This is a genomic window from Maribacter sp. MMG018, assembly GCF_018100785.1.
Taxonomy (GTDB): domain Bacteria; phylum Bacteroidota; class Bacteroidia; order Flavobacteriales; family Flavobacteriaceae; genus Maribacter.
In genome coordinates this window covers 1,386,370-1,402,692 of the sequence record NZ_JAGJEC010000001.1, presented here as the reverse complement: position 1 = coordinate 1,402,692, position 16,323 = coordinate 1,386,370, and the positions used below count along the sequence as shown (strand labels likewise).

Sequence of the window (16,323 nt, the reverse complement as noted above, 5' to 3'; positions counted from 1 at the left end):
CCGGCAATGTACAAAATATCGGTTTTTAGAGTGATAAATCTCCGTTTAAATTGATATTCTTCCGACAAATAACATTTTACAAAGACACTATCATAATGACTAAAACAGTGAATCCTAATCAACTGCAGCGAACAAAAAAGCCCGGTCATCATCAGACGACCGGGCTTTAAAACTTCTTAGTTGGCCCACTAGGACTCGAACCTAGAATGACGGTACCAAAAACCGGAGTGTTACCATTACACCATGGGCCAATACCTCTAAGAGCGTGCAAATTTAAAACAAAGTTTGGTTTGCACAAATATTTTTTTGAGCAAAAATTAAAATTGATCAAAATCACCTGTTAAAGGTTTATAAAAATAATGGGGCGATCTATATTTAAATTATTAAATTCGCCAGATAGCTTTAACCTAGGTTACATGTTTTCAAAGAACTTCAACAAATGGAATACCCTTCTTGGGTGGGCCGTATTTTTTATAGCACTTGTTACATATTTCATAACCGTTGAACCGACCAACAGTTTTTGGGATGCCGGTGAATATATCGCTACGGCGGCCAAACTTCAGGTAGGCCACCCACCGGGAGCTCCTTTACTACAAATGATCGGAGCCTTTTTTGCCATGTTCGCTTTCGACCCCAGTCAGGTTGCGATGATGGTAAACCTTGTTTCTGGTGTCTCCAGTGCATTTACAATCTTGTTCATGTTTTGGACCATTACCAATATTACCCGAAAATTAATAGACAAAGAAGGTGAATTGACCAATAGCAAAGCTATTGCCGTTCTAGGAAGTGGCTTAATAGGTTCTTTGGCATTTACCTATTCCGACAGTTTTTGGTTCAATGCCGTAGAAACAGAGGTATACGCCATGGCAAGTTTTATAATGGCATTATTGTTATGGCTTGGATTAAAATGGACGGATAACCTAGACGACCCTAGAGGAAACAGATGGCTCATACTTATATCTTTCGTAATAGGCTTAACCTTCGGGGTTCAATTTATGGGCTTTTTGGCTATCCCATCGGTAGGTCTACTTTATTACTTTAAAACGTATAAAAAAACGACCATAAAGAACTTTTTATTGGCAAACATCGCTGTTATAGCCATTTTAATGTTGGTCTATAAATTCTCATTGACCTACGTATTAAAATTATTCGGGTGGGGAGAAGTATTTTTTGTCAATAGTATCGGACTTCCCTTTAATTCTGGATCCATTATTATAGGTATTTTATTTATAGCGGCTTTTTACTTCGGGTTAAACTACACCCGAAAAAACAATTACAAAACAGGAAACACAATAGTTCTTTGTTTAATGTTCTTGTTTTTAGGATTTTCTTCATGGTTAATGTTACCTATACGTGCGAACGCCAAAGTAGTCATCAACGAAAACAACCCTGAGGATGCCCGTGCCCTATTGGCCTACTACAACAGGGAACAATACCCTGGGGTAGACAGCCCAATTTACGGAACCTATTACTCTGACATGTTCGCCCCTCCGGGAGAGGACAGGGACGGTAAGCCCAAGTACGAAAAAGACTATACCCTGGGGAAATACATCATCGTAAACAAATACAAAAAATCGGAACAGGGCCCCAACCCTAAGCACCAAGGTTTTCTTCCAAGAATGTGGAGTTCGCAAAATGCAGCAAATTATATGCGTTATTTTGGTCCATTGGATTTTAGGTTGACAGAATCCAATGCAGAGCTCAGGGAAGCTGCCAATCAAGTAAAAACAGGTTTCGCCAATGGAGAAATAGATGCGGAACAATACATTAGTTTTCTAAAACGCTTTAGTGATTACATAGAGGTAGAGCCACCATCTGTATGGGATAACATTAAATACATGGTGGAGTTCCAGTTCAACTACATGTACCTACGTTATTTTATGTGGAATTTTGTCGGCAAACAGAACGACGTACAAGGACGGTACAACGATAACGGAAACTGGTTAAGCGGTATTAATTTTATCGACAGCGCAAGGTTGGGAAGTCAAGACAACCTACCAAGCGACATAAAAAACAACCCAGGCCGCAATACCTATTTCTTTTTACCTTTAATATTGGGTATTATCGGTATTGTTTTCCAAGTATCAAAAAACCCGAAACAATTTTGGGTCTTACTGGTGTTCTTCCTTTTCACGGGACTGGCAATTCAGTTTTACACCAACCCCGGTATTTTTCAGCCTAGGGAAAGAGATTATTCTTTGGTAGGATCGTTTTACATTTTTGCCATTTGGATCGGTATTGGTGTTTACGGTCTTTATGACGGATTTAAAGATTGGTTGACCCCAAAAGTCTTGGCCCCTGTAGTAGTTGTCATCTGCCTTTTAGCCGTGCCTACGGTTATGGCGGTACAAAATTGGGACGACCACGACCGATCTAACCGCTTTACGGCAAATTCATCTGCCAAAGCATATTTGGATTCTTGCCAAGAAGATGCAGGAGCTATTTTGTTTACGATCGGCGACAACGACACCTTTCCCCTTTGGTATGCACAAGAAATAGAGGGCTACCGTACAGATGTAAGAATAGTTTGTACCAGTTTGTTCGAGACCGACTGGTATGTAGATCAAATGAAGAAAAAAGCCTACGAGAGCGACCCTATACCTTCTCAAATAGAGCACGAGAAATACCGCTGGGGTAATCGCGATGTGCTATACCACCAAGGTATTACAGAAAACAGATGGAACATAAAAGATTTTATCAACTGGATCGACAGCGACAAGCCCAGGACCAAATTAAAGTACCTTTTTGAACAGCAGGGGGCGGATTTAAGTGCTTATTCTGAAAACACCCAGAACATAGTGTACTACCCTACCAATAAAATAAGGGTGCCCGTTAACAAGAAAAATGTATTGGAAAGCGGTCTGGTAAAACCAAAAGATTCTGCCCTCATCGTAGATTATATAGACATAGACCTACCTGGTGCAATCACCAAAAAAAGTATGATGATGTTGGATATTTTGGCCAATAATGACTGGAAAAGGCCTTTATATTTTTCTGGAGGAAGTTTCGACGATGCGGAATACATTTGGATGAAAGATTACCTACAATTGGATGGTCTTGCCTATAAACTGGTCCCTATAAGAACAGAAAGACCCAATTCTTTTGAAATGGGAAGAATAGATACCGACTTGATGTACGATATTGTCACCAACTGGGATTGGGGAAATGCCGGTGGAGACATCTATCACGACACACAAACAAGAATACAGAGTGTATCTTTTAGAGGTAATTTGGCCCGATTGATGGAAGCTCTCATCAAAGAGAACAAGATGGACAAGGCAAAAGATATTATCGAAATTTCGCTGAAGAATATGCCTGTAGAGAAATTTGGATATTACTCATTGGTAGAACCATTTATAGATGGATATTACAAAGTAGGAGAAACCGAAAAGGCAAGAGAACTTTTTAGCCTTCTAAAGAAAAAATACCAAGAAAGGTTAGAGTATTACTCCCTTACCAGCATAGATGAGCAGTATGGCCATATTGACGATATTATTGCAGATATGGAAGCATATAGAAGAAATATAGATATGGTCATAGCCAATGATGAGAAGGACATGGCAGAGAAAGAAACCCTAATATTCAACGAATATATAGACAAGTTTCAACACTTCTATAAAGACGATGCCAGTTTAGAAATGCCAGAAACCGAATTGGAGAACGATCCGGATATGGTAGACACCGTATCAATGTCGGACACTATTAATACCAGCAATGATAGTGTTCGACCATAAACAGGTCATAAAAACACTCCTATTTCATAAAAAACAAAAGAAAGTTAAGGCGCTTATATATATTCGTTCAGAATACCTATAAGCGTATTGGCGTCTTGCTCACCACTTTGGCGCCAGACCATCTCGCCTTTTTTGTAGATCATTAGCGTGGGCAAACCTTTGACACGTAATGCCTGTGACAGTTCTTTATTCTTGTCGACATCTATTTTAATCACCTTGCCCTTGTCACCAATAGCAGCAGCCACCTCTCTTAATACAGGATGCATAGCGGTTGATTGCTCGTTCCACTCCGCATAAAAATCCAAGAGTACTGGCACATTCAAATCTATAAGTTCACCAAATTTAGACATATAATCGGCTTTACGTTATTCGCCAAATGTAGTAAAAAATGTTAAAATACAATCTAAGGGCTTATTATTGTGGCGTTCAACACGAGTTAAAATCATGTTAACGACTTCTTTTTTAAGGTAATCACGGTTATTTCGGGCCAAATTCCTACTCTACCGGGATAGCCTAAAAACCCAAACCCCCTGTTCACATTAATAAATTGCCCCAACTCTTTATATACTCCGGCCCAATACTTGTAACGCCATTTTATCGGACTCCATTTAACCCATCCCGGTATTTCTATACCAAACTGCATACCATGTGTATGACCACTCAAGGTCAAATGAAAATGCTTATCATCATGCAACACTTCATCTTCCCAATGCGACGGATCATGGCTCATTAAAATCGTAAAATCGTCCTTGGCAATATTCGAAATGGCCTTCTTAAGGTCTCCAGCTTTTTTAAAACCGCCCCTACCCCAGTTCTCAACTCCAACCAAGGCAATTTTATCCGCTCCCTTTTTAAGGTACCTATGCTCGTTCAACAAAAGATCGAACCCCATATCTTTTTGTAGTTTTTTTAAGTCTTCTAGATTCTGCCTCTTCAATTCTTCGGTTTCCCAATCTATATAATCCCCATAATCATGATTTCCCAAAATGGAGAATTTACCGTCCTTTGCTTTTAATGTACTAAAAAGCTCTGCCCAAGGCAACATCTCTTCCGTCTTATTGTTCACCATGTCCCCGGTAAAAAGCAGCAAGTCGCTATTTTGTCTATTTATAAGTTTTACACCGTATTCTATCTTTTTACGGTTATCAAAACTTCCACTATGTATATCAGAAATCTGGGTTATACGATACCCGTCAAAACTCTCTGGCAAATCATCAAATTCCAACGTATACTTCAATACTTTATAATTGTACTTACCCTTGTACATACCATACAATAAAGCACCAAAGGGAAGAGCCGCGATGCCCAGACCTATCATACTTAAAAAACGTCTTCGTTCCGGTAGGCTGAACTCCTTGTCCGCTCCAAATATTTTATGATATGCTCCTGTAAAAATTCTAAAAATGTCTTCGGAAAAAAGAAAAAGGATAATTACCACTTTAAAGGACAACATCGTCAATAATAGACCAAAGGCATAACTCTTAGGTCTACTTAATACCCGACCTGCCTCTTCGCCTGCTGTAAATTGATATATAAAATTTATCAATATAGCAAGTGACACCACTATATATAAAAGATATACCCAAGGCTGCCTAAAGAGAGACCTAAGTGCTTGCACTATATAAAAACTTAACCCTAGATATACTACTACAAAGATGATCCAACGAAGCATACTTCTTTTTTTTACAAAGATATTTTTTGAAATGCTACCATACGTTGCTTTTGGTTTTTATTTAACCTTATCTACAACAGCTTTAATAGTTTCTGTGCTGGTTATCGCTATTTTATCATCGTTCATAAACGAAGAGGAATTCATTGAAACCAAAGGATCCTCCAACAACGTCTGTTGTAATTTGGTTCCCGATAAATGCACGGCCTTAAAGCCCTTTTCTTTAAACACTGCCGCATTGTTATCGTTAATTCCACTTCCGGGCATGACCACAATATTAGAAGCACGCCCATTGAGCTCTTGCAACAATTCGATACCTGCTAATGCCGATTTCTTTTGACCAGAGGTAAGCACATAACTCACCCCCATATCCTCTAGTGAACGAAGCGTATGCAATGGTTGGCGCACCCAATCAAAAGCCCTATGAAACGTAAAATTCAAATTAGCGGAAGCCCTCACTAAATCCTCGGTCCTCTTCCCATCCAAGCTATAATCTTTATGTAAAACTCCAGAAACAACACCATCAAACCCCATTTCTACACACAAAGAAATATCTCTCATCATAATTTCAAACTCAAGGTCCGAATAGGTAAAATCACCACTTCTTGGCCGTATTAAAACATGAACAGGTATAGAAATTTGCTCTCTTATCAATTTCAATAATCCGTAAGAGGGGGTAATACCGCCCACTGCCAGCTCTGAACAAAGTTCAATTCTATCAGCACCGGCCTTTTGCGCATTCAACGCAGATTCCAAAGAATTGGCACATACTTCTACAAGCATATTATTATATTTAGATTTCATTAAAAGTAAAGAACCATGTCTATGAAAAGAAGAAAATTTCTTAAAAATTCGAGTACCATAACCGCAGGAATATTATCTGCCCCCATATTAGCTTCTTGCAATGAAACCGCCCCCAGCAAAACGGACAAACCGGAGACCGACAAAGAAAATATTCCGATAGCTATTTGCACCTGGGATTTCGGGAATGCGACGGCCAAGGCCTGGGAAGTGCTAAAAGAAGGTGGAAATTCTTTAGATGCCGTTCACCAAGGGGTCATGGTAGAAGAAAACAATTTGGACAACCAAACCGTTGGTAACGGGGGTAGGCCGGATAGGGACGGCAACGTAACCTTAGACGCCTGTATCATGGACAAAGATGCCAACTGCGGTGCGGTATTGGCCATTGAAAATATTGCCAACCCCATATCGGTAGCAAGAAAGGTCATGGAAGAAACACCGCATGTGATGTTGGTAGGAAAAGGTGCCGAACAGTTTGCCTATGAACAAGGATTTAAAAAGACAGACCTACTGACAGAAAAGTCAAAACAAGAATGGTTGGAATGGAAAAAGACATCGAAATACAAACCCATAATAAATATAGAAAACCATGACACCATAGGTATGTTGGCCATTGACAAAAACGGAGATATTTCTGGGGCCTGTACTACTAGTGGTATGGCGTACAAAATGGCCGGCAGAGTTGGCGACTCCCCAATAATAGGCGCCGGTTTATTTGTAGACAATGAAGTAGGCGGTGCCACCGCTACCGGTGTTGGCGAAGAAGTAGTACGGACCGTGGGCAGTTTCTTGATCGTAGAGTTAATGAGACAAGGCAAGTCACCACAAGAAGCATGTGAAGAAGGTGTAAAAAGAATCATTGCCAAGAACAAGGACAAACAAGATTTTCAAATTGGCTTTATAGCAGTAAACAAAAAGGGCGAAACGGGCGCTTATTGCATTCACCCAGGCTTCTCTTACCGCACCTATACTAATGACGGACATACAAACAATCCGGCGAACAGTTATTTAAAGGCTTAAAAACATAGGTGATCATAGTACAATTCGAGCATTTCTACGCGCTTTCGAATCAAACTTCGTACTTTTATCGTCGCACTTTTAATCATTAAAAATGGCAGAACAAAAAAGACTTTTTCTACTAGACGCATATGCACTGATTTTCCGAGGATATTACGCACTTATTAAGAACCCCAGAATAAATTCCAAAGGAATGGACACCAGTGCCATTATGGGTTTTATGAATTCTCTTTTTGATGTGATCAGACGTGAAAAACCCGATCACCTCGCCGTATGTTTCGACAAAGGTGGCAGTGCGGAACGCACCGAACTTTTTCCCGAATACAAGGCCAACAGAGACGAAACACCCGACGCCATCCGTATCGCGGTGCCCTACATTCAAGATATTCTCAAGGCCATGCATATTCCCTCGGTGGTATTGGAAGGCTGGGAAGCAGATGACATCATAGGCACTTTGGCCAAACAGGCCGAGAAAGAAGATTATAAAGTATATATGGTAACCCCTGATAAGGATTTTGGCCAGTTGGTCTCCGAGAATATTTTCATGTACCGCCCGGCAAGAATGGGCAATGGTATTGAAATTTGGGGTATTCCCGAAGTCCAGAAGCGTTTTGGAGTGGAACGCCCCGAGCAGGTAATCGACTATTTGGGCATGATGGGAGACGCCAGTGATAACATTCCCGGGTTACCCGGTGTGGGGGACAAGACCGCCAAAAAATTCATTGCCCAGTTCGGATCTATGGAAGGACTTCTTGAAAATACCGACCAGCTAAAAGGCAAGATGAAGGAAAAGGTGGAAGAACACAAAGAACTCGGTCTGCTTTCCAAAAAACTGGCTACCATCTGTACCGAATGCGACGTTACCTTTGACGCCAAAGACTATGAAATGTCTGTACCCGACGCCGAAAAAGTGCAGGAAATTTTTGAGGAGCTCGAATTTAGAAGACTCAAGGACCAATTCATAAAATTATTCTCAAAGGAAGCAGCAGCTGACGCATCCCAAGAAAATGGCACACCGACCCCAAAAAAATCGTCTTCATCAGCTGGTAGTGGCCAGTTTTCGTTATTTGGTGGCGACGGGGCATCACCTGCCACCATGAAAGACAGCTCTAGCAGAAAAACGATTAAAGACGTAGCGCACGCCTATCAAAGTGTGACCCCGGGAATGGCCATGAAACTTTTTCTTCAGAATTTAATGAAGCAAACATCGGTATGTTTCGACACTGAAACCACTTCATTGAATCCTTTGGAAGCCCAATTGGTCGGTATTGCCTTTTCTTGGGAAGCCACTAAAGGTTTCTACCTCCCTTTTCCAGAGGACAAAGAAGAGGCCCAACAACTGATTGAGCAACTACGGCCTTTTTTTGAATCGGAGGACATCGAAAAGATCGGACAAAACCTAAAGTACGACATCAAGGTACTGCACAAATACAATATACAGGTTAAGGGAAAACTCTTTGATACCATGTTGGCCCATTATTTGATCAACCCCGATATGCGCCACAATATGGATGTGCTATCGGAAACCTACCTCAATTATACACCGGTCTCCATTACCGAGCTGATAGGTAAAAAAGGAAAGAACCAATTGAATATGCGCGATGTTCCTTTGGAGCAACAAACCGAATATGCAGTAGAAGATGCGGATATCACCCTTCAATTGGCAGAACATTTTAGACCCGAACTTGCCGAAGCAAAAACGGAAGACCTTTTCAACACTATAGAAATTCCGCTACTGAGGGTTCTTGCCGATATGGAACTGGAGGGGATCAAACTTGACGAAAAGTTTCTGAACTCCCTGTCCGAAGACCTGAACAATGACATTAAAAACCTAGAAGGAAAAATTTACGAAGCCGCCGGTGAGGAATTCAATATCGGGTCTCCAAAACAATTGGGAGAGATCCTCTTCAACAAAATGAAATTGGTGGACAAACCCAAGAAGACCAAAACCGGACAGTATTCTACCTCAGAGGACGTACTTTCGTATTTGGCCAAAGACCATGAGATCATTAGGGACGTATTGGAGTACCGGGGACTGGCAAAACTTAAGAGCACCTATATAGATGCGTTGCCGGAGCAGGTACAACCGGCCACCGGACGCATACATACCGATTACATGCAGACCGTTGCCGCAACGGGCCGTCTGAGCAGCAACAACCCCAACCTTCAAAACATTCCGATACGAACGGAACGGGGTAGACAGGTACGTAAGGCCTTTGTACCTAAGGATGAAAACTATGTTTTATTGGCCGCGGATTACTCCCAGATAGAATTGCGGATCATTGCCGCCCTAAGTGAGGAGACTACCATGATCGAGGCGTTTAAAAATGGCGAGGACATTCACGCCTCTACCGCCTCAAAAGTATTCAACGTACCCCTTGAGGAAGTGACCCGCGAACAGCGAAGCAATGCCAAAACCGTTAATTTCGGTATCATTTACGGAGTTTCGGCCTTTGGCCTCAGCAACCAAACCGACCTCTCGCGTTCGGAAGCCAAGGAACTCATAGACACCTATTACAAAACCTACCCCAAACTGAGGAACTACATCAGTGAGCAAATCGATTTTGCCCGTGAACATGGGTATGTGCAAACGGTTTTGGGCAGACGCAGGTATTTAAAGGACATTAACGGCAGCAATGCCATTGTACGCGGAGCGGCCGAACGAAATGCCGTCAACGCCCCTATTCAAGGAAGTGCCGCCGACATCATAAAAATAGCTATGATCAACATTCATAAAAAGCTTAGCGAGGGCAACTTTAAATCTAAAATGCTCTTACAAGTACATGATGAATTGGTCTTTGACATTTTTAAGCCCGAACTGGACGAACTTAAGACAATGATACAGTCTGAAATGCAAAATGCCTTTGAACTATCGGTCCCCTTGGATGTAGAGGTAGGCATAGGCCATAATTGGCTCGAGGCCCATTAATCATATACCCACGTCTTAAACAGCGTAAACGTCATGATAGAATTTAGGCCTATCAACCATTTATCTGAGCACTTGGACCGTCTTATAAAGGGACAACTATGGCTCAAGGTAATCGTGGGACTCGTTTTGGGGGCGGGAGCCGGTGTATTACTTAATCCGTCAACGGGACTATTAACGGAGGAAGTCAGTCTTCGGTTGGCCGATTGGCTAGATCTGCCCGGCCAAATCTTCATGCGTCTGGTTCAGATGATCATGATTCCGTTGATATTTACATCGATATTGACGGGAATCGTAAGCAATACCTCGGAAAACCTAAAATCTTTCGGACTTCGTTTATTGCTCTATTTCATCTTCACCACGGCAGTAGCCATAATCTTAGGTTTGTTCGTAACCCTAATACTAAAACCTGGCCAATATGTTTTATCGTTGGGCGGTTTTCCAAACAGCAATGAAAGCGGAACCATCCCCGTAGAACAGACCAACCTTATGGATAATATTCCGAATACCATCTCTAATCTCATCCCCAACAATCCATTGGAGTCCATTTTAACGGGAGAGATGCTCGGCGTAGTGATCTTTACCATTATAATCGGCGTCGCCATTACCCAACTACAAGACGACATCGCAAGGCCCATTATCCGTTTTTCCGAAGCGGTACAGAAAATATGTATGATCGTCGTGTCATGGGCCATGGCACTGGTGCCTTATGCAGTTTTTGGTTTAATTGCCGCCTTATTGTCCAGAACGGGTTTCGAAATATTTTTGGGACTCGGATACTACATGGGCGTTGTAATCTTGGGGTTGTTACTCTTATTGCTATTCTATTTGCTTATGGTCTTGGTAGTCGGCAAACAGAGTCCACTAAAGTTTCTAAAAGCAATTAAAGAACCCCAACTACTGGCCTTCTCCACAGCCAGTTCGGCCGCTGTGATGCCCTTATCGATGAAAACGGCAGATGAAAAATTAGGGATTTCTTCCCATATCCGCGATTTTGTTATCCCCGTCGGTGCCACTATAAATATGGACGGCACAGCCCTGTTCCAATGTGTAACCACGTTGTTCATGGCCCAGGCCTACGGCATAGAACTGACCATAATGAACCTATTGCTGATTACTTTTACGGTTGTGGCGGCCTCTATAGGAACACCGGCCATTCCCGGTGGTGGGGTCATTGTTCTTGCCTCGGTACTACAGAGCTCGGGAATTCCTGTAGACGGCCTCATCGTCATCATAGGTATAGACCGCATTTTAGGAATGTTCAGAACTTCGGTGAACGTCACTGGAGACCTAACCGCCTGCCTCATCTTCAATAGGTTTTACGGCAGCGAACAAAACGAAGGGCCATAAGTCGGCACCCCATCTTTTTACACATACTATTTTACCACCTATTTTCAAACTTTTAGGATAAGAAAACAACGTATTTAGCACTTTTTTAAATATAGATCTTGGTATTTAAAAATTAATAACAAGACCAAATAATTTTTTAAATTTCATCGAAAATTTTGTTAAAAAAATTATTTGACCAATTATATTTATCCCACATAATTTAATCAACAACATACTTTTTATGAAGAAAATTTACTTAGTTCCCCTAATTTTCTTACTGTTTTCTTTATTCGGTTACGCACAGACCAATCTTTTAAAGAATCCCAGTTTTGAAAGCTCATTTACGGTTGCTTCAGAAAATTTTGATGATTGGTATATTCATTACCAAACAACCAGAGCCAAGGTTACAGACGCCACTGATGGCGACTATGCGGTAAAACTACAGACCAACAGAAGTGGTAGTAGTGGGTACTTTGCTCAATTGAGCGCCGCAACACCATCGAACGACCTTACTTTTGAAAAGGACAAAACCTACTCCATTTCATTTGATTACAAGATTGTAACAGGATCGATCACAAAAATTAAGGCAACCCTTCTAAGAGATGACTTTTATCTTGAAGACGAAGAGTTTGCATCTAACTTAAATTCGGGTGAATGGCTGACTTTAAGCTATGAATTTACATCCTCTTATGACGCTACCCATAATTTTGACATTACCATAACAGGCGCTTCTGCAAGTGCGGAGATTATTTTGGACAATGCCGTTATTACCGAAAAAACTACCAGTACCAATACGGACAGAGACGCCTTGGTGGCATTTTACAATGCTACGAACGGCGACAATTGGACTACCCCTTGGGACCTAAGCGCTGATATGAGCACTTGGTTCGGTGTAACGCTAAACTCAGAAAACAGGGTCCGCTATTTGGTATTACCAGACAATAATCTTACTGGAACAATACCATCCGAAATTGGTGACCTTACTTATTTAGAAGACTTTAACCTTCCTGCAAATGCTATTGAGGGGGAGATTCCAGAAGCGCTTTTTGAATTAACCAACCTAGAGGTCATCAATCTAAAACAGAACGATTTATCAGGAGAAATTTCCAACAACATAGATCAGTTAACCTCGATAAGAGAAATATTCCTTGACGGCAACCAGTTTACAGGATCCATTCCGTCTTCGATAAGCAATTTAAACACCTTGGAAACTATTAATCTTAGGGACAATCAGCTTAATGGCAGTATTCCAAAAGAACTGGGGGATCTAGCATCTATCAAATCAATAAACTTGTCAAATAATAGTATTTCAGGTGAAATTCCCCAAGAGCTGGGAAACCTTTTTACATTGAACGAACTGAACGTATCATCCAATGATATTACTGGCACAATACCCAGTTCTTTCAGCGGACTCACCAATCTAAAAACCTTAAGTTTGGGTTACAACAATTTTTCGGGAGAACTGCCAGATGTATTATGGGATATTACTTCTTTGGAAAATTTAACCCTATCCCACAATGAATTTTCGGGACAGATTTCATCGCAAATAGGAAATCTAACGAATCTTAAAACCCTTTATCTAGATTCTAACGATTTCAGTGGCTCGTTTCCTTCCGAAATATGGAATCTTACTAATTTAACTACCCTGAAAGTAGAAAAACTAACATCACTCGATCCTTGGCCTATACCTACAGAAATTCAAAACCTGACCAAACTAAAGGTTTTCGAAGCCAGAAACGGGAATATTACGGGGGCGCTTCCAGATGTTTTTGACGCTCTTACAGAACTTACCATATTCCAGGCCCATGACAATAAAATCAGCGGACAGATACCCGCGTCTTTCGAAAGCCTAACAAACTTGCTTGTTCTAGGTCTAAGCTATAACTATCTATCAGGAGACATACCCGTGATCAGTGTCACCGGGGCGGACGTAAATATCTATGGTAACAATTTCAACTTTAAGAACATTGAAAATGTAATTGCCACTTACGACACAAACAGTGTAGATTTAGATTATGACCCACAAAGAAATATAGACCTAGGAGAATCTTTTATTGTAGACAAAGGGTCAAATTTTCAACTTCAGGTTACCAATACCGAAAGTGAAAATAACATATACCAATGGAAAAAAGACGGGTCCATTTTAAGCGGACAAGATTCAAACACATTAAACCTAAGCGATATTTCAGAAGATGATTCTGGATCGTACATATGCACGATCACCAACCCTAATGTGCCTGGGCTTACCCTAGAAACAAACGCAGTCAACATTCTAGTTTCACAGAACGACGATATTCAGATTTTGACTACCAGTACTTCATGTGAAGATACCGACAACGGGGAAATAACCATCTCTTTTGATAAGGCATATGATTACCAAGTTGTAGTCGAAGGAGATTCTTTTAACGAGACCTTCTCCGACATTGACACCACCGAAGGCCTTAAAATATCAGGCTTGGCCCAAGGCACCTATAACGTATGTGTCTACATGCCCAATACTCCTAATTTTGAACGTTGCTCTTCGGTAAATATAAATAGTCCGGAAGCTTTTACCTCTGGTAAGGCAGTTGTAAACGAAAAGAACAAAACTGCAAAGCTTGTTGTATCTGGAAGCAAAAATTACACCGTTAGGGTAAACAATAAAGAACTCAATTACTCTTTTAACGATACGGGTATTCATGAATTAACCTTTGAACTAGAAAAAGGAGTGAATACCATTCTTGCCAAAACCGATAAAAGTTGCCAAGGAGAATATGAAGAAACGTACGTTCTAAACCATGCAATGGTTTCCCCGAACCCGGTAACTGCGGACGAGGCCAATATTATCGGACTGAAGAATTCTGACAAAGCAACTATTTCTATAACCAATACGGGCGGCAATCTATTGAAGTCACTTACACTTCCTATAGAAAACGGAAGTCTTAAAGTACCCGTTACAGAGTTGCCCACAGGCCTTTACTACATCAATATTAAATCTAAGGAACAAGACGTTCAAACAAAACTTATCAAAAAATGAAAACAGCGATAAAATTATTTATAGGCCTCATCTTGTTAAGTTCATGTGGCGGTAGCGATAGCGATTCTCCAGAACCCAACAATGGAACAAACGAGCTAGGCGACTTTAACCTTATTTTTCCCGATAACAACTTAGTTTGTACGGAAGGCACCGACGTAGGCACCAGTGAAACCTCTATCGAGTTTTTATGGTCAACAGCGAAAAATGCCACCTCTTACGAGATCCAGATTACAAATCAGGACTCAGGAAATGTTATAAACACCTCTAGTACAACCACCGAAAAAACGGTAACACTGCCAAAGAACACACAATTTTCATGGACAGTGACCGCCATTTTCGGAGATCAGAGCAAAAAGAGCGAGCAATGGAATTTTTACTCAGAGGGTATCGCAGTGGACAACTATGCTCCTTTTCCGGCCAACATTACCATTGAAGACAACAACGATAATACCGTTAAGATTTCATGGACGGCCGAAGATCTGGACAACGACCTAAAAAACTACGATGTTTATGTCGGAAAAAGTGACAACTTGGAGCTTTTACTAGAAAACACGGAAGATACGTCCATTAATAGCTATGCTATAACCAGCGGAACCGAGTACACCGTTAAAGTAATTTCTCGCGACAATAACAACAATACCTCTACAAGCCTTAAGGTATTTGAATATTAGAAAAACTAAGCATTCCATAACCTAAAAAAGGCACCTAAAAAGGTGCCTTTTTGTTTTTGCCGGAAACCAAATTTTTCCTCAATTTTTTCAGAAAAATGTTAAATCGTTGCCAAAGCCAGACTAAAACGAAAAAACTCAACGTTGTATTAATAAGCCTTTACGGTTAAGTGAGATACAATGAAAAAGATAACGGTCTTAGTGGTTTTTATGATTGGCATAATAACGCTTGCCAATTCACAATCCAACGGAGCCCTATCCAATTCTACCCTAACAGAAAACGTAAAACTTTTTCCGAACCCTGCCACCACAGTAATTAATGTTCTGGGACTTCAAAATACCCCCAAAGCTTCCATTTTAATTTCAGATGCTTACGGCAAACCCATTTTAAATTATCATTGGGAAATAAAAAACAATGCATTGAACATACCCATAGCCCATATAGACAACGGTGTTTATATGCTTACCATCCATTCAGAGGAACAATCTATACGCAAAAAGTTCATAAAAAAATAAACACTTAAAGTTTGACTTAAAAAGGGTCGGAACGCTCTAGAACGCTTATCTTCTCATAAATATGAGTTCTCCGCTATCGTCAAAATTAGGTATATCCAAATCTGCCGCATCAACGACCATAATATCACCGTCTATACTAACATTCACTTCCACAGTTTCACCATCTTCATCTACAATAGTCAATATACTACCATCATAAGTGTAGACGCTGGACTCTGTGTCCGATTCTGTTGGGCACGGAACATCTAAACCGGAATCGGTAGCGTTTATTTCTAAATAATTAGATGAATTTTCAGCTGTAACGGCCATATCCCCATTAAAGGTAAGGGTAATTATATAACAATCTTTATTGGTCAAAAACTCAAGAATCTGCTGACCGAACTTTGCATCGTCACTAGCATTGTCTTCGTCTATTCTTAATGCGGTCGCATCCCAAGTTCCTTCAATTTGTGTAGAAGAATCTATCTCGGGGGTTTCGTCTTTATCAGAACTACAAGAACTCAGAAAGAATACCGTCGTTAAAAACAAAAATATGTTGAATTTCATAATCGTAAGTTTTGGTTATTAAATAGATACAACGAAAAAAGAGCCGTTATATTTTCTAGAACCGCACCATGCAATTATTCTATCATGATAAAACCATGCTT

General features: G+C 40.7%; 11 protein-coding genes and 1 tRNA gene. 7 read left to right on the top strand and 5 right to left on the bottom strand.

Translation table 11 applies throughout. From position 1 onward, the window contains the following. Nucleotides 1–180: 180 nt before the first annotated feature. Nucleotides 181–251: transfer RNA gene (locus tag J8L85_RS05995), tRNA-Gln, on the bottom strand. A 165-nt stretch (nucleotides 252–416) separates the two neighbouring features. On the opposite strand from J8L85_RS05995, the gene J8L85_RS05990 reads away from it, so the two are divergent. Then, nucleotides 417–3,734, top strand: coding sequence for a DUF2723 domain-containing protein (locus tag J8L85_RS05990; RefSeq protein ID WP_211015515.1), 3,318 nt, complete (start codon nucleotides 417–419; stop codon nucleotides 3,732–3,734). A 53-nt stretch (nucleotides 3,735–3,787) separates the two neighbouring features. Here the strand turns inward: J8L85_RS05990 and J8L85_RS05985 are convergent, their stop codons facing one another. The 3 genes from J8L85_RS05985 to J8L85_RS05975 form a co-directional block, all read right to left on the bottom strand. Further along, the gene (locus J8L85_RS05985; RefSeq protein ID WP_047246386.1) at nucleotides 3,788–4,084 is read right to left on the bottom strand and encodes a thioredoxin family protein; all 297 of its coding nucleotides are present in this window, start codon (nucleotides 4,082–4,084) and stop codon (nucleotides 3,788–3,790) included. A 92-nt stretch (nucleotides 4,085–4,176) separates the two neighbouring features. Beyond that, nucleotides 4,177–5,406, bottom strand: coding sequence for a metallophosphoesterase (locus J8L85_RS05980; protein ID WP_211015513.1), 1,230 nt, complete (start codon nucleotides 5,404–5,406; stop codon nucleotides 4,177–4,179). 57 nt (nucleotides 5,407–5,463) lie between these two features. After that, the gene (locus J8L85_RS05975) at nucleotides 5,464–6,186 is read right to left on the bottom strand and encodes a copper homeostasis protein CutC (RefSeq protein WP_211015511.1); all 723 of its coding nucleotides are present in this window, start codon (nucleotides 6,184–6,186) and stop codon (nucleotides 5,464–5,466) included. A 42-nt stretch (nucleotides 6,187–6,228) separates the two neighbouring features. Here J8L85_RS05975 and J8L85_RS05970 point away from each other — a divergent pair, with 42 nt between their 5' ends. The 6 genes from J8L85_RS05970 to J8L85_RS05945 all read left to right on the top strand — a co-directional run bounded on the left by J8L85_RS05970 (nucleotide 6,229) and on the right by J8L85_RS05945 (nucleotide 15,676). Next, complete coding sequence (locus tag J8L85_RS05970) at nucleotides 6,229–7,224, top strand: N(4)-(beta-N-acetylglucosaminyl)-L-asparaginase (protein WP_211015509.1); 996 nt, start codon at nucleotides 6,229–6,231, stop codon at nucleotides 7,222–7,224. A 91-nt stretch (nucleotides 7,225–7,315) separates the two neighbouring features. Beyond that, nucleotides 7,316–10,150, top strand: a complete 2,835-nt coding sequence (gene polA, locus J8L85_RS05965; protein WP_211015507.1) for a DNA polymerase I — start codon at nucleotides 7,316–7,318, stop codon at nucleotides 10,148–10,150. A 33-nt stretch (nucleotides 10,151–10,183) separates the two neighbouring features. Next, the gene (locus J8L85_RS05960; RefSeq protein ID WP_211015505.1) at nucleotides 10,184–11,497 is read left to right on the top strand and encodes a dicarboxylate/amino acid:cation symporter; all 1,314 of its coding nucleotides are present in this window, start codon (nucleotides 10,184–10,186) and stop codon (nucleotides 11,495–11,497) included. A gap of 220 nt (nucleotides 11,498–11,717) precedes the next feature. After that, nucleotides 11,718–14,492 carry a T9SS type A sorting domain-containing protein gene (locus J8L85_RS05955; protein WP_211015502.1) on the top strand — a complete coding sequence of 925 codons (2,775 nt, stop codon included), beginning with the start codon at nucleotides 11,718–11,720 and terminating at the stop codon, nucleotides 14,490–14,492. Next, nucleotides 14,489–15,163: a fibronectin type III domain-containing protein gene (locus tag J8L85_RS05950; protein ID WP_211015499.1), complete on the top strand. Its 675-nt coding sequence runs from the start codon at nucleotides 14,489–14,491 to the stop codon at nucleotides 15,161–15,163. Before J8L85_RS05955 ends, J8L85_RS05950 begins: the two co-directional genes overlap by 4 nt. Nucleotides 15,164–15,340: 177 nt before the next feature. Continuing rightward, the gene (locus J8L85_RS05945; RefSeq protein ID WP_211015497.1) at nucleotides 15,341–15,676 is read left to right on the top strand and encodes a T9SS type A sorting domain-containing protein; all 336 of its coding nucleotides are present in this window, start codon (nucleotides 15,341–15,343) and stop codon (nucleotides 15,674–15,676) included. 45 nt (nucleotides 15,677–15,721) lie between these two features. Here J8L85_RS05945 and J8L85_RS05940 read toward each other — a convergent pair whose 3' ends face one another. Continuing rightward, entirely contained in the window at nucleotides 15,722–16,222 is a 501-nt protein-coding gene (locus tag J8L85_RS05940; RefSeq protein ID WP_211015495.1) for a lipocalin family protein, read from the bottom strand. Nucleotides 16,223–16,323 lie beyond the last annotated feature (101 nt).

Bases quoted from the DNA above. Each gene is read 5' to 3' on its own strand.
- J8L85_RS05990 (WP_211015515.1), top strand. From the start codon at position 417: ATGTTTTCAAAGAACTTCAACAAATGGAATACCCTTCTTGGGTGGGCC.
- J8L85_RS05945 (WP_211015497.1), top strand. From the start codon at position 15,341: ATGAAAAAGATAACGGTCTTAGTGGTTTTTATGATTGGCATAATAACG.
- J8L85_RS05955 (WP_211015502.1), top strand. From the start codon at position 11,718: ATGAAGAAAATTTACTTAGTTCCCCTAATTTTCTTACTGTTTTCTTTA.
- J8L85_RS05980 (WP_211015513.1), bottom strand. From the start codon at position 5,406: ATGCTTCGTTGGATCATCTTTGTAGTAGTATATCTAGGGTTAAGTTTT.
- J8L85_RS05950 (WP_211015499.1), top strand. From the start codon at position 14,489: ATGAAAACAGCGATAAAATTATTTATAGGCCTCATCTTGTTAAGTTCA.
- J8L85_RS05975 (WP_211015511.1), bottom strand. From the start codon at position 6,186: ATGCTTGTAGAAGTATGTGCCAATTCTTTGGAATCTGCGTTGAATGCG.
- polA (WP_211015507.1), top strand. From the start codon at position 7,316: ATGGCAGAACAAAAAAGACTTTTTCTACTAGACGCATATGCACTGATT.
- J8L85_RS05985 (WP_047246386.1), bottom strand. From the start codon at position 4,084: ATGTCTAAATTTGGTGAACTTATAGATTTGAATGTGCCAGTACTCTTG.
- J8L85_RS05940 (WP_211015495.1), bottom strand. From the start codon at position 16,222: ATGAAATTCAACATATTTTTGTTTTTAACGACGGTATTCTTTCTGAGT.
- J8L85_RS05960 (WP_211015505.1), top strand. From the start codon at position 10,184: ATGATAGAATTTAGGCCTATCAACCATTTATCTGAGCACTTGGACCGT.
- J8L85_RS05970 (WP_211015509.1), top strand. From the start codon at position 6,229: ATGAAAAGAAGAAAATTTCTTAAAAATTCGAGTACCATAACCGCAGGA.